This window comes from Burkholderia perseverans, assembly GCF_022870505.1.
GTDB lineage: Bacteria > Pseudomonadota > Gammaproteobacteria > Burkholderiales > Burkholderiaceae > Burkholderia > Burkholderia plantarii.
On the sequence record NZ_CP045094.1, the window covers coordinates 2,846,589 to 2,860,128 of the forward strand.

The 13,540-nt window shown below is 70.1% G+C and carries 12 protein-coding genes; 7 read left to right on the top strand and 5 right to left on the bottom strand.

The window, feature by feature from the left end:
- Nucleotides 1–37: 37 nt before the first annotated feature.
- Nucleotides 38–970 carry a DMT family transporter gene (locus BpN12_RS27120; RefSeq protein ID WP_246795284.1) on the bottom strand — a complete coding sequence of 311 codons (933 nt, stop codon included), beginning with the start codon at nucleotides 968–970 and terminating at the stop codon, nucleotides 38–40.
- Nucleotides 971–1,259: 289 nt separating this feature from the next.
- On the opposite strand from BpN12_RS27120, the gene dapC reads away from it, so the two are divergent.
- The 6 genes from dapC to cls all read left to right on the top strand — a co-directional run bounded on the left by dapC (nucleotide 1,260) and on the right by cls (nucleotide 7,632).
- On the top strand, nucleotides 1,260–2,477 hold the full coding sequence (gene dapC, locus BpN12_RS27125; protein WP_246795285.1) for a succinyldiaminopimelate transaminase: 1,218 nt from the start codon (nucleotides 1,260–1,262) through the stop codon (nucleotides 2,475–2,477).
- Between the two features lie 62 nt (nucleotides 2,478–2,539).
- Nucleotides 2,540–3,367 carry a 2,3,4,5-tetrahydropyridine-2,6-dicarboxylate N-succinyltransferase gene (gene dapD / locus BpN12_RS27130; protein WP_246795286.1) on the top strand — a complete coding sequence of 276 codons (828 nt, stop codon included), beginning with the start codon at nucleotides 2,540–2,542 and terminating at the stop codon, nucleotides 3,365–3,367.
- On the top strand, nucleotides 3,367–3,723 hold the full coding sequence (locus BpN12_RS27135) for an ArsC family reductase (RefSeq protein ID WP_246795287.1): 357 nt from the start codon (nucleotides 3,367–3,369) through the stop codon (nucleotides 3,721–3,723). The genes dapD and BpN12_RS27135 overlap by 1 nt, the downstream gene beginning before the upstream one ends.
- A 168-nt stretch (nucleotides 3,724–3,891) precedes the next feature.
- Nucleotides 3,892–5,031, top strand: coding sequence for a succinyl-diaminopimelate desuccinylase (dapE, locus tag BpN12_RS27140; RefSeq protein ID WP_246795288.1), 1,140 nt, complete (start codon nucleotides 3,892–3,894; stop codon nucleotides 5,029–5,031).
- A gap of 10 nt (nucleotides 5,032–5,041) precedes the next feature.
- The gene (prmB, locus tag BpN12_RS27145; RefSeq protein WP_246795289.1) at nucleotides 5,042–5,977 is read left to right on the top strand and encodes a 50S ribosomal protein L3 N(5)-glutamine methyltransferase; all 936 of its coding nucleotides are present in this window, start codon (nucleotides 5,042–5,044) and stop codon (nucleotides 5,975–5,977) included.
- Nucleotides 5,978–6,192: 215 nt separating this feature from the next.
- Nucleotides 6,193–7,632, top strand: a complete 1,440-nt coding sequence (gene cls, locus BpN12_RS27150) for a cardiolipin synthase (RefSeq protein ID WP_246795290.1) — start codon at nucleotides 6,193–6,195, stop codon at nucleotides 7,630–7,632.
- Between the two features lie 45 nt (nucleotides 7,633–7,677).
- Here cls and BpN12_RS27155 read toward each other — a convergent pair whose 3' ends face one another.
- On the bottom strand, nucleotides 7,678–8,157 hold the full coding sequence (locus tag BpN12_RS27155; protein WP_246795291.1) for a glutathione peroxidase: 480 nt from the start codon (nucleotides 8,155–8,157) through the stop codon (nucleotides 7,678–7,680).
- 232 nt (nucleotides 8,158–8,389) lie between these two features.
- Between BpN12_RS27155 and BpN12_RS27160 the strand changes: the two genes are divergently transcribed.
- Complete coding sequence (locus BpN12_RS27160) at nucleotides 8,390–10,318, top strand: ATP-binding cassette domain-containing protein (protein WP_246795292.1); 1,929 nt, start codon at nucleotides 8,390–8,392, stop codon at nucleotides 10,316–10,318.
- 192 nt (nucleotides 10,319–10,510) lie between these two features.
- On the opposite strand, the gene BpN12_RS27165 is transcribed toward BpN12_RS27160, so the two are convergent.
- From BpN12_RS27165 to alr, 3 genes are all read right to left on the bottom strand, one after another.
- Nucleotides 10,511–10,774 (bottom strand): DUF2866 domain-containing protein, encoded by a 264-nt coding sequence (locus BpN12_RS27165; protein ID WP_246795293.1) that lies wholly within the window; start codon nucleotides 10,772–10,774, stop codon nucleotides 10,511–10,513.
- Between the two features lie 137 nt (nucleotides 10,775–10,911).
- Nucleotides 10,912–12,288, bottom strand: coding sequence for a DNA repair protein RadA (gene radA / locus BpN12_RS27170; RefSeq protein WP_246795294.1), 1,377 nt, complete (start codon nucleotides 12,286–12,288; stop codon nucleotides 10,912–10,914).
- 10 nt (nucleotides 12,289–12,298) lie between these two features.
- Nucleotides 12,299–13,369, bottom strand: a complete 1,071-nt coding sequence (alr, locus tag BpN12_RS27175) for an alanine racemase (protein WP_042625374.1) — start codon at nucleotides 13,367–13,369, stop codon at nucleotides 12,299–12,301.
- Between the last annotated feature and the right edge of the window lie 171 nt (nucleotides 13,370–13,540).

Genomic DNA, 13,540 nt, shown 5'->3' on the forward strand with positions numbered 1-13,540 from the left:
CGCGCCGTGGTGCCGCGGGCCTCGTGAAGCGGGTCAATCATACCATCGCGCGCGCGCCGTCCCGGCCGGCCGCGTCGCCGGCCGGGGCCTTGTGGACACGGCTCGACAGCAGCGTCGCAACCACGATGCAGGCGCCGCCCGCCCACTCGCGCGCGCCCGGCAGCTCGCCCGCGAACAGCCACGCCGACAGCGCGGTCACGACGATCTCGAACAGCATGATGATCGAGGCGCGGTTGGCCGGTACCCGGGCAAGCCCGTATTGAACCAGCACGTTGTTGAGCGCGGTGGCCACCCCGATCGCGGCGGCGATGCCGAGCGCCACGCCGAGCGCGTGCGGCGCCGGCAGCGGCGGCAGGCCCTCGACGAACATCGCGACGCAGCTGAACGCGGCGCCGCCCGCGAACAGCGTGGCGGTGCGCATCTCGGGCCGCAGCCCGGGCAGGTCGCGCGCGATTCGCACCGACAGCACGTTGCCCATCGCGAAACTGAGGCCGGCGGCGAGCCCGGCCCATTCGGCCGGGTTCGACGGCAGCGGCAGGCCGAGCCCCGGCGACCAGAGCATCAGCATCGCGCCCGAGATCGACAGCGCCGCCAGCGCGGCGGTGGCCCAGGTGAGCCGGTCGCGCAGCAGAAAGTGCGCGTAGATCGCGGTCCAGGCCGGGGTCAGATAGAACAGCAGCATCACGCGCAGCACCTGGCCGTGGATCGTGCCCCAGACGAAGCCGAGGTTGGTGATGCCGGAGGCCACGCCGAGCGCGAGCAGCAGCCAGTGCCAGCGCAGCGTGCGCAGCGAGCGGCGGCGCCAGACCACCACGAACAGGCACGAGCAGAGGCAGGTCAGCGCGCCGGCCGCGGTGCCCGTCAGCCCCTGTCCGGCCAGGAGCCGCAGCGGGTACCAGACGACGCCCCACACCGAGGCGCCCACCAGGATCGCGAGGGTCGGCAGCGCCGACCGTTGATTGCCCGTCATTTCCTCTGTTCCGACATGTCCGACCTTCCACGTTGCTGTGCGCCCGCCGGCCCCGCGCCCCGGTGGCGGCACGCTATAATCGTCCGGTTACCGGCCCGGCGCGCCGGGCGCGTCGAGATCCCGGCCAGCGAAGCCCGACGGGCCGGGCCGGGCCCGGCGCCGCGCGCCCGAGGCTGCGATGCCTGCCATGCGTCGCCGGCCGCCGCGACCGGCGTCCGCCCGGCCCGGCCGCAATCCGACCCGATTCGATCCGTCCCCGACGGCCTTCCACCGCCCCGACCCCAAGCCCGTGAATCCACGACTCGATACGCTCCAGCCCTATCCGTTCGAAAAGCTCCGCGCGCTGTTCAAGGACGTCACGCCGTCCGCCGCGTTCCCCGCGATCAGTTTCGGCATCGGCGAGCCCAAGCACCCGACGCCGGCCCTGATCCGCGAGGCCGTGGTCGGCGCGCTCGACGGGCTCGCGTCGTATCCGGCCACGGCCGGCTCGGAGCCGCTGCGCGCCGCGATCGCGCGCTGGGTCGAGCGCCGCTATGGGCTGCCGGCGATCGACGCGGCGAACGAGGTGCTGCCGGTGTCGGGTTCGCGCGAGGCGCTGTTCTCGCTGGCCCAGGCCGTGATCGACGCGACGCCGCGCGCGGACGGCGAGACCGCGATCGTACTCTGTCCCAATCCGTTCTATCAAATCTACGAGGGCGCGGCGCTGCTGGCCGGTGCCGAGCCTTGGTTCGTCAACAGCGATCCGGCACGCAATTTCGCGCCTGATTTCTCGACGGTACCCGACGACGTCTGGGCGCGCACCCAGCTGCTGTTCGTCTGCTCGCCGGGCAACCCGACGGGCGCCGTGCTCACGCTCGACGACTGGCGCGAACTGTTCGCGCTGTCGGACCGCCACGGCTTCGTGATCGCCTCCGACGAGTGCTATTCGGAAATCTACTTCGACGAAGCGGCCCCGCCGCTCGGCGGCCTCGACGCGGCGCGCCGGCTCGGCCGCGGCTTCGAGCGGCTGGTGATGCTGTCGAGCCTGTCCAAGCGCTCGAACGTGCCGGGCATGCGCTCGGGCTTCGTGGCCGGCGACGCGGTGATCCTCAAGCGCTTCCTGCTCTACCGCACCTACCACGGCGCGGCGCTCTCGCCGGTCTGGCAGCGCGCGAGCATCGTCGCCTGGGAGGACGAGACCCACGTGCGCGAGAACCGCGCGCGCTACGCGCAGAAGTTCAACACCGTCACGCCGATGCTGGCCGAGGTGCTCGACGTCGCGCTGCCCGACGCCGCGTTCTACCTGTGGGCCAACGTGGCGCGCACCGGCCTGACCGACACCGAGTTCGCCCGGCGTCTGTACGCCGACTATAATGTGACGGTTTTGCCCGGCTCGTACCTCGCGCGCGACGCGCACGGCACGAATCCGGGCCGCGATTTCGTGCGCATCGCGCTCGTCGCCGGCACCGAAGAGTGCGTCGAGGGTGCGCGGCGCATCGTCGAGTTCTGCCGCGGCCTCGCCCGCTGAGCCTGCCCGTTTTGAGCCTGCCCGTTTCCCCCTTCATCCAACTTCCAGCGAAGCAATCAACCATGTCGCAACAACTTCAGCAAATCATCGATAACGCGTGGGAAAACCGCGCCGACCTGTCGCCGAAGGCGGCCCCCGCCGAAGTCCGCGAAGCCGTCGCCCACGCGATCGAGCAGCTCGATCGCGGCGCGCTGCGCGTGGCCGAGAAGCAGGACGGCGACTGGATCGTCCATCAATGGCTGAAGAAGGCCGTGCTGCTGTCGTTCCGCCTCGAGGACAACGCGCCGATGCCGGCCGGCGGCTACTCGCAGTTCTACGACAAGGTGCCCTCGAAGTTCGCCAACTACACGGCCGAGGACTTCGCCGCGGGCGGCTTCCGCGTGGTGCCGCCGGCCGTCGCGCGCCGCGGCTCGTTCATCGCGAAGAACGTGGTGCTGATGCCGTCGTACACCAACATCGGCGCCTACGTCGACGAAGGCACGATGGTCGACACCTGGGCCACCGTCGGCTCGTGCGCGCAGATCGGCAAGAACGTCCACCTGTCGGGCGGCGTCGGCATCGGCGGCGTGCTGGAGCCGCTGCAGGCGAACCCCGTCATCATCGAGGACAACTGCTTCATCGGCGCGCGCTCGGAAGTGGTGGAAGGGGTGATCGTCGAGGAAAACTCGGTGATCTCGATGGGCGTCTACCTCGGCCAGAGCACCAAGATCTACGACCGCGAGACGGGCGAGATCAGCTACGGCCGGATTCCCGCCGGCTCGGTGGTGGTGGCCGGCAACCTGCCGTCGAAGGACGGCTCGCACAGCCTGTACTGCGCCGTGATCGTCAAGAAGGTCGACGCCAGGACGCGCGCCAAGGTCGGCCTGAACGAACTGCTGCGGGGCGACTGATGACGACCGTCGTCTACGGCATCCCGAACTGCGACACGGTGAAGAAGGCCCGCACCTGGCTCGACGATCACGACGTCGCGTTCGACTTCCATGACTTCAGGAAGGACGGGCTCACCGAGGCCGTCGTGAAGGGCTGGCTGAAGGACGTGCCGCTGGAAGTGCTCGTCAACCGCCGCGGCACCACCTGGCGCGGGCTGCCGGACGACGTCAAGGCCGCCGCCGACAGCGAGGCCGGCGCGATCGCGCTGATGCTCGACAAGCCGGCGGTGATCAAGCGCCCGGTGATCGTCGTCGACGGCCGCGTGAAGACGGTCGGCTTCGTGGCCGACCAGTACGCGGCGCTGTTCGCCGCGTAACGCGCGCGTCGCGGCCACCCGCATCAGACGCGGCCGGGGCATGCGTCGCGGCGTTTCACGACGTCGCGGCCTGCCGGCTCCGCCCCGCCGCCGCCGGCGCGCCGCCCGCGCGCCAACCCGACCTGCCGGCCGTCGCGCCGGCATTTTTCATCGAAAGTGGTCCGAACCATGTCCGCCACCCTTGCCCTTACCGAACAGCTGATCGCCCGTCCGTCCGTGACGCCCGACGACCAGCACTGCCAGCAGATCATGATCGAGCGCCTCGCCGCGATCGGCTTCGACTGCGAGACCCTCGCGTCGAACGGCGTGACGAACCTGTGGGCCGTCAAGCGCGGCACCGACGCGCGCGACGGCAAGCTGCTCGCGTTCGCGGGCCACACCGACGTGGTGCCGACCGGCCCGCTCGAACAGTGGACCTCGCCGCCCTTCATCCCCGCGCATCGCGACGGCAAGCTCTACGGCCGCGGCGCGGCCGACATGAAGACCTCGCTGGCCGGCTTCGTGGTGGCGAGCGAGGAATTCGTCGCCGCGCATCCGAACCACCGCGGCTCGATCGCGATGCTGATCACGAGCGACGAGGAAGGCCCCGCCACCGACGGCACCGTCAAGGTGATCGAGGCGCTGACCGCGCGCGGCGAGCGGCTCGACTACTGCATCGTCGGCGAGCCGACCTCGTCGGCCACGCTCGGCGACATGGTCAAGAACGGCCGGCGCGGCTCGATGTCGGGCGAACTCGTCGTGAAGGGCGTGCAGGGCCATATCGCCTATCCGCACCTGGCGAAGAACCCGATCCACCTGCTCGCGCCGGCGCTGGCCGAGCTGGCCGCCGAACGCTGGGACGACGGCAACGAGTATTTCCCGCCCACCACCTGGCAGGTCTCGAACCTGCACGGCGGCACCGGCGCCACCAACGTGATCCCGGGCCAAGTCACGCTGCTGTTCAACTTCCGCTTCTCGACCGCGAGCACGGTCGAGGGGCTGCAGGCGCGCGTCCACGCGATCCTCGACCGGCACGGCTTCGAGTACGACCTGAACTGGTCGATCAGCGGGCTGCCGTTCCTGACGCCGCGCGGCGAGCTGTCGGGCGCGCTGGAGCAGGCGATCCTCGCCGAGACCGGCGTGGCCACCGAGCTGTCGACCACCGGCGGCACCTCCGACGGCCGCTTCATCGCGCGGATCTGCCCGCAGGTGATCGAGTTCGGCCCGCCGAACGGCTCGATCCACAAGATCGACGAGCACGTCGAGGTGCGCTTCGTCGACCCGCTCAAGAACGTGTACCGCCGCGTGCTCGAACAACTGATTGCCTGACGGAGCCGCCATGACGACCCTCGCGCCCACCATGCCCACCACGCCGTTCCAGACCATCCGCGACCTGGTCCGCTATGCGGTCACGCGCTTCTCGGCCGCGCAGCTCGCGTTCGGCCACGGCTCGGACAACGCCTACGACGAAGCCGTCTATCTGGTGCTGCACACGCTGCACCTGCCGCTCGACACGCTCGAGCCGTTCCTCGACGCGCGCCTGCTGGCCGACGAGATCGACGCGGTGCTGCAGCGCATCGAGCGCCGCACCAGCGAGCGCCTGCCGGCCGCCTACCTGACCAACGAGGCGTGGATGCATGGCCACCGCTTCTACGTCGATGAACGCGTGATCGTGCCGCGCTCGTTCATCGGCGAGCTGCTCGACGACGGCCTGCAGCCCTACGTGGCCGATCCCGAGCACGTCGGCGCCGTGCTCGAGCTCTGCACCGGCTCGGGCTGCCTCGCGGTGCTGGCGGCCGAGGCGTTCCCGAACGCCGACATCGACGCGGTCGACCTGTCCGAGGACGCGCTCGCCGTCGCCGAGATCAACGTGACCGACTACGGGCTCGACCACCGCATCGCGCTGCACCACGGCGACCTCTACGCGCCGCTGCCCGTCGAGCGGCTCGCCGAGCCGGAGCTGCGCTACGACGTGATCCTGAGCAATCCGCCCTACGTGAACGCCGATTCGATGGCCGCGCTGCCGGACGAATACCGTCACGAGCCCGAAATGGCGCTGGCGGGCGGCGACGACGGCATGGACGTGGTACGCCGGATCCTGCGCGACGCGAAGAAGTGGCTGAAGGACGACGGCGTGCTGGTGGTCGAGATCGGCAACGAGCGGCCGCACGTCGAGGCCGCGTTCGGCGGGCTCGACCTGATCTGGCTGCCGACCAGCGCCGGCGACGACTGCGTGTTCCTGATCCACGCGGCCGACCTGCCGCATTCGGCGTAAGGGCGCGCCGGGCGGCTGGGCCGACGGACCGCGTAATCGCCCGGCGAAGGCCGGAAACAAGCCGGGCCGGAGCGGGGCGAAAGCCGGCTGCCTCGGGCGCCCGCCGCGGGCCTCGCGGACCCCGCAACTCGCGCCGGCCGCCCCGCTTCGATAAGATGCAGGACCGGCGGCCGCATCCCGCGGCCCGCCGCGAACCATCGGACCTCCACGCCTCGATGCAACTCGACTGGCTCCATCTCGGCACCTTCGTCGCGCTCGCCCACATCCTCGGGCTGATCGCGGCGTGCCACGCGATCCTCAACACCCGCACCTCGCAGGGTGCGATCGCCTGGGCGGTCTCGCTGACCGCGATGCCGTACCTGACGCTGATTCCCTACCTGTTCCTCGGCCGCAGCAAGTTCTCCGGCTACGTGGACGCGCGCCGCCACGAAACAGCCGCGCTTCGCACGCGCTCGCGGCCCTCGGGCTGGGACACGCACGGCAGCTCGCTCGGCACGCCGGCCGACTCGCTCGGCCTCGCGCCGGTGCGCGCGCTGACCCACCTCGGCGGCATGCCGTTCGTGGGCGGCAACGCGGTGCGGCTGCTGGTGAACGGCGAGGCGACGTTTTCGGCGATCCTCACGGCGATCGAGGCCGCGCGTCATTACGTGATCGTGCAGTTCTTCATCGTGCGCGACGACACGCTCGGCGAGATGCTGCGCGATGCGCTGCTCGCCGGCGCCGCGCGCGGCGTGCGCTGCTACCTGCTGTACGACAGCATCGGCAGCTTCGACCTGCCGCACGCCTACGTGAACCGGCTGCGCGCGGGCGGCGTCGAGGTCCATCCGTTCGCCACCAACAAGCAGTTCGTCAACCGCTTCCAGCTCAACTTCCGCAATCACCGCAAGATCGTGGTGGTGGACGGCGAATCCGCGTTCGTGGGCGGCCACAACGTGGGCGTCGAGTATCTCGGCGCGAACCCGCCGCTCTCGCCGTGGCGCGACACGCACATCGAGCTGCGCGGGCCGGTGGTGGCCAACATCCAGTACGTGTTCGCCGAGGACTGGCACTGGGCCACCCAGTCGCTGCCGGTCGCGCCGCCGCCGCCGCGCGCGGTGCCCGACGAGGACATGCACTGCCTGGTGGTGCCGATGGGGCCGGCCGACAAGCAGGAAACCGGCTCGCTGTTCTTCGTCGAGGCGATCCACGCGGCGCGCGAGCGGGTCTGGATCACCACGCCCTACCTGGTGCCCGACGAGGCCGTGGTCGCGGCGCTCAAGCTCGCGGTGATGCGCGGCGTGGACGTGCGGATCCTGATCCCGATCCGGCGCGATCACTACGTGGTGTTCGAGGCCTCGAAGCTCTATGCGCGCGACCTGGTGGACGCCGGCGTGCGGATCTTCCGCTACCGGCCCGGCTTCCTGCACCAGAAGGTGGTGCTGATCGACGGCACGGCCGCCGCGATCGGCAGCGCGAACCTCGACAACCGTTCGTTCCGCCTCAACTTCGAGATCATGGTGCTGACCGTGGACGCCGGCTTCGCGGCCGACGTCGATGCAATGCTCACGGCCGACTTCGCCTGCGCCGACGAGGTCGATGCCGGCGAGATCGAACGCGCGGGCGCCTGGCGGCGCATGCTGATGCACGTCGCGCGGCTGTTCGCGCCGATCCTCTGAACGGAACCAGTCCCGCGGCTCCGGAACCGGCGCCGCCGGCCGCGCTCACAGCAGCGTTTCGATGTCCTCGGCGATCTCGTCGGGCTTGGTCTGCGGCGCGTAGCGCTTGACGACGTTGCCGCTGCGGTCGACCAGGAATTTCGTGAAGTTCCACTTGATCATCCTGGTGCCAAGCAGGCCCGGCGCCTCGTCGGTCAGGTAGCGGAACAGCGGATGCGCATGCTCGCCCTTCACGTCGATCTTCTCGAACAATGGGAACGTGACGCCGAAGCGCTGCTCGCAGAACGCGCCGATCTGCGCGGCGTCGCCGGGCTCCTGGCCGCCGAACTGGTTGCACGGGAAACCGAGCACGGCGAGCCCGCGCGCGCCGAAGCGCTCGTGCAGCTGCTGCAGGCCTGCGTACTGCGGCGTGAACCCGCATTCGCTCGCGGTGTTGACGATCAACAGCACCTGGCCGCGATAGGCGTCGAGCGAGACCTCGCCGCCGCCGAGCGCGTTCGCGCTGAATGAATAGAGTGTCGACATCGGTGTGCCTCCTGACGGATATGAGCGAAGGGGAACCTGCATGGTGGCGTATCGAAATGCGGCGGCCGGCAAGGCCGAGGCGCCGGGCCTGCCGTGCCGCGAAGCCGGCCGCCGCTTGTCACGCAGTCTATGCGAAACCGGCCGCGCGCGCCGGCCGTCCGAACGGAGCATCGCCCGCGGCGGGCGGCCGGTCTAGAATAGCGGTCTTTCCCGCCTCTTCCCTGCTCCCGTCGTGATCCGTTTCAATCAGTTCAGCCTCGCCCGCGGTACCAAGCCGCTGTTCGAGGGCGCCACGTTCGCGCTCAACCCCGGCGAGAAGGCCGGCCTCGTCGGCGCAAACGGCGCGGGCAAGTCGACACTCTTCTCGGTGCTGCGCAACGAGCTGCACGCCGACGCCGGCGACTTCTCGATGCCGCCGTCGTGGCAGATCGCGCATGTCTCGCAGGAGACGCCCGCCGTCGATCGCAGCGCGCTCGACTACACGCTCGACGGCGACGCCCAGCTGCGCGACATCGAGGCCCGCATCGCCGCGGCCGCGGCCGCCCACGACGGCGCCGCCGAAGCCGAGGCACACGCCGCGTTCGCCGACGCCGACGGCTACACCGCGCCCGCGCGCGCCGAGGCGCTGCTGCTCGGGCTCGGCTTCACGCTCGCGCAGACGCGCGAGCAGGTCGCGAACTTCTCGGGCGGCTGGCGCATGCGCCTGAACCTCGCGCAGGCGCTGATGTGCCGCTCCGACCTGCTGCTGCTCGACGAACCGACCAACCACCTGGATCTCGACGCGATCGTCTGGCTGGAGGACTGGCTGCACCGCTACGCCGGCACGCTGGTCGTGATCTCGCACGACCGCGAGTTCCTCGACGCGATCTGCAACGTCACGCTGCATCTGGAGAACCGCCAGGTGAAGCGCTACGGCGGCAACTACTCGCAGTTCGAAGTGCTGCGCGCGCAGCAGCTGGCGCTGCAGCAGAGCGCCTACGAGAAGCAGCAGAAGACCATCGAGCATCTGCAGAGCTTCATCAACCGCTTCAAGGCCAAGGCCTCGAAGGCCAAGCAGGCGCAGAGCCGCGTCAAGGCGCTCGAACGGATGGAGCGGATCGCGCCGTCGCACGCGGCCTCGGCGTTCACGTTCGAGTTCCGCACGCCCGATTCGGCGCCGAACCCGATGCTGGTGATGGAAGACGTGGTGTGCGGCTATCGCGACGACGCCGGCCAGGCACTGCCGATCGTCGAACGCGTCGCGCTGTCGATCCAGAATGGCCAGCGCATCGGCCTGCTCGGCGCAAACGGCCAGGGCAAGTCGACCATGATCAAGACGCTGGCCGGCACGCTCGCGCCGCTGGCCGGCGAGGTGCGCGGCGGCAAGGGCCTGACGATCGGCTATTTCGCGCAGCACCAGCTCGAAACGCTGCGGCCCGACGATTCGCCGCTCGCGCATCTGGCGCGGCTCGCGCCCGACACGCGCGAGCAGGAACTGCGCGACTTCCTCGGCGGCTTCAATTTCTCGGGCGACATGGCGTCGGCGCCGATCGCGCCGTTCTCGGGCGGCGAGAAGGCGCGCCTCGCGCTGGCGCTGATCATCTGGCGCAAGCCGAACCTGCTGCTGCTCGACGAGCCGACCAACCACCTCGACCTCGAGACGCGCGACGCGCTGACCATGGCGCTCGCGCAGTTCGACGGCACGCTGATCCTCGTCTCGCACGACCGCCACCTGCTGCGCGCCACCACCGACCAGTTCATGCTGGTCGCGAACCACCGGCTGCAGCCGTTCGACGGCGACCTCGACGACTACCGCGACTGGCTGCTGCAGCACGCGGCCGAGCAACGCGCGGCGGCGCGCGGCGAGGCCGGCGACGGCGGCGCCGGCGCGGCGGCCAATCGCAAGGATCTGAAGCGGCAGGAAGCGCAGGAGCGGCAACGTCTGTCGCAGCTCAAGAAGCCGCTGCAGACGAAGCTGACGAAGCTCGAAAAGGAGATGGAGACGCTCAACGCCGAGAAGGCGCGGCTCGATGCGTTCGTCGCCGACGCCGGCAGCTACGCGGCCGAGAAGAAGGCCGAACTGACCGAGGCGATCCGCCGGCTCGGCGAGGTGACGAGCCGGCTCGAATCGCTCGAACTCGACTGGCTCGATCTTCAGGAGCAGCTGGAACAGATCGGCTGAGGGAAAGGCCGCGCGGGCCGGGCTTGGGGGACGATTTCCGGAACCGGCTGCGCGAGATTCAGGCGGCGCGCTCGGCCGTCATGGCGCCGGAGCCGGCGCACCCCGCTGATAACGACGGAATGGCTGTCAATGGCCACCCGGCCGATGCCGCGCCCCGCTCCGACTGCGGCTACCGGCCAAGGCTGACGCGCTTCAACGGCGCGGCAGCGTTTCGCGCGGCATCTGCTCGTCGTCGTGCATCAGGTAGCGGCGCCCGTCGAGCGGCCGGCGCATCGTCGCCACCACCTCGGCCTCGGTCACGTGCTCGGACACCACGCGCCGCGCAATCCGCCCCTCGTCGTCGACCCACTCCACGATCCGGCAGCCCCGGCCGAACGGCGGCCGGATCGGCTCCGACACGCGGCAGCCGCGCAGATTGTAGAGGTGCTGACCGACAGCTTGCTGTGACTGTTTCAAGGTGGGGTTTCCTTTCCTACCGGCCACACCGGCGAGATACGATGCGGCCAAGCATAGGGGAAAACCGCGGCGCGACGAGTTACAGCGGCGGACGGAAACGTTACATGGAGTTACCGCGCGGCGGGCGCCGCGCGGCGTCATTCAAGGCCGCGCACGCGGTCGATGGCCTGCTCGATGCGCTCGACGGCCATCACCGTGAGCCCCTCGATCGGCTGTTTCGGCGCATTGGCCTTGGGAATCAGGGCCATCGTGAAGCCCAGCTTGGCGGCCTCGCGCAGGCGCTCCTGGCCGCGTGGCGACGGCCGGATCTCGCCGGCCAGCCCGACTTCGCCGAACACGATCAGGCCCTTCGGCAACGCTTTGTTACGCATCGACGAATGGATCGCCAGCAGCACGGCCAGATCGGCCGCCGGCTCGGTGATCTTGACGCCGCCCACCGCGTTCAGGAACACGTCCTGGTCGAAGCAGGCGATGCCCGCGTGGCGGTGCAGCACGGCCAGCAGCATGGCCAGCCGGTTCTGCTCGAGCCCCACCGCGAGGCGGCGCGGATTCGGCACGTTGGCGGTGTCGACGAGCGCCTGCACTTCCACCAGCAGCGGCCGCGAGCCCTCCTGCGTGACCAGCACGCAGGAGCCCGGCACCACCTCCTCGTGCTGCGAGAGGAACAGCGCCGACGGGTTCGCCACGCCGCGCAGCCCGCGCTCGGTCATCGCGAACACGCCGAGTTCGTTGACGGCGCCGAAGCGGTTCTTGATCGCGCGCACCAGCCGGTACGACGAATGCGTGTCGCCCTCGAAGTAGAGCACCGTGTCGACGATGTGCTCGAGCACGCGCGGCCCGGCCAGCGCGCCCTCCTTCGTGACGTGGCCGACCATGATGATCGCGGTGCCCGACTGCTTGGCGATGCGCGTGAGCTGCGCCGCGCATTCGCGCACTTGCGCGACCGAGCCCGGCGCCGACGACAGCGCGTCGGAATAGACCGTCTGGATCGAGTCGATCACGGCCACGTCGGGGCGCTCCGCGTCGATCGTGGCCTGGATCTTCTCGAGCTGGATCTCGGCCAGCAGCTTGAGGTCGGCCGCGTCGCCGCCGTGGTCGAGCAGCGCGAGCCGCTGCGCGCGCAGCGCGATCTGCGCGGCCGATTCCTCGCCGCTGATATAGAGCGCGCGCCGTTCGCTCGCGAGCTGCGCGAGCGACTGCAGCAGCAGCGTGGACTTGCCGATCCCGGGGTCGCCGCCGATCAGCACCACGCCGCCCGCCACCAGCCCGCCGCCGAGCACGCGGTCGAACTCGCCGATGCCGGTCGTGAAGCGCGGCACGTCGGCCGCGTCGATGTCGGCCAGGCGCTGCACCGGCGCGCTCTTGGCGAGCGCCTGGAAGCGGTGCGTGGACGGGGTTTCGGCGGCCGATTCGACCAGCGTGTTCCAGGCATGGCAGGACGGGCACTGGCCCTGCCATTTCGGCGACTGGCCGCCGCATTCGGTACAGACGTAAACCGTTTTCTGTTTTGCCACGAATCCGCCCTTATTCCGCGCGAACCGGCACGCGCGGGGCGACCGCGCACATCAGCTCGTAGCCCACCGTCGCGCAGTGCGCGGCCACGTCGTCGACCGGCAGCGTGCGGCCCCAGAGCTCGACGCGCGCGCCGATCCCGGCCTGCGGCACCGGCGTCAGGTCGACCGTGATCATGTCCATCGAGACGCGTCCGACGATCCGCGTGCGCACGCCGTCGACCAGCACCGGCGTGCCTTCCGGCGCGATCCGCGGATAGCCGTCGGCGTAGCCGCAGGCTACCACGCCGATCCGCATCGCCTGCGTGGCGACGAACGCGCCGCCGTAGCCGACCGCGTCGCCCGGCTTGATCGACTGCACCGCGATCAGCTCGGAGGCGAGCGTCATGGCCGGCTGCAGACCCGCGTCGGCGATGTCGGCCGCGCGCCCCGAGGGCGACGCGCCGTACAGCAGGATGCCGGGGCGCACCCAGTCATGGTGGGTCTCGGCGTGCCACATCACGGCGGCCGAGTTCGCCAGGCTGCGCGCGCCGGCGATGCCTTCGGCGCCGCGCTCGAACGCGGCCATCTGCGCGGCCACGCCGCGCTCGCCGTCGGCATCGGCGAAATGCGTCATCAGCGTGATCTGGCCGATCCCGGGGCAGGTCCGCGCACGCTCCCAGGCCGCGCGGTACTTGTCGACCGAGTAGCCGAGCCGGTTCATGCCGCTGTTCATCTTCAGGAGGATGTTGACCGGCTTCGACAGCCGCGCCGTCTCGAGCATCCGCAGCTGATCGTCGTTATGCACCGCGGTGGTGAGGCTGTAGCGGTCGATCACGTCCACGTCGGTCGAGCGGAAGAAGCCCTCGAGCAGCAGGATCGGTCCCGCCCAGCCCAGTTCGCGCAGGCGCACCGCCTCGTCGACGTCGAGCAGGCCGAAGCCGTCGGTGCCGCGCAGCCCGGGGAACGCGCGCGCGAGGCCGTGCCCGTATGCGTTGGCCTTGACGACCGCCCAGACCTTCGACCGGGGGGCGAAACGGCGGGCGGCCGCGAGATTGTTAACGAGTGCGGCGGTGTGAATCGTGGCGGAAATCGGGCGCGGCATAGGGAAATGTCATAAAGACGCAGGCGAATCAGCAGCTTACCGCACCTCGTGGGCTCGGTGCCGCGAGCAGCAAGGAGCGATCGGGGATTCTTGCTAGTCGGATTTGCCGTATTTTCGTGATATAAAGCCGTGCGCACAACCTATTTTGCACGGGATCAGTCCGATTGCACG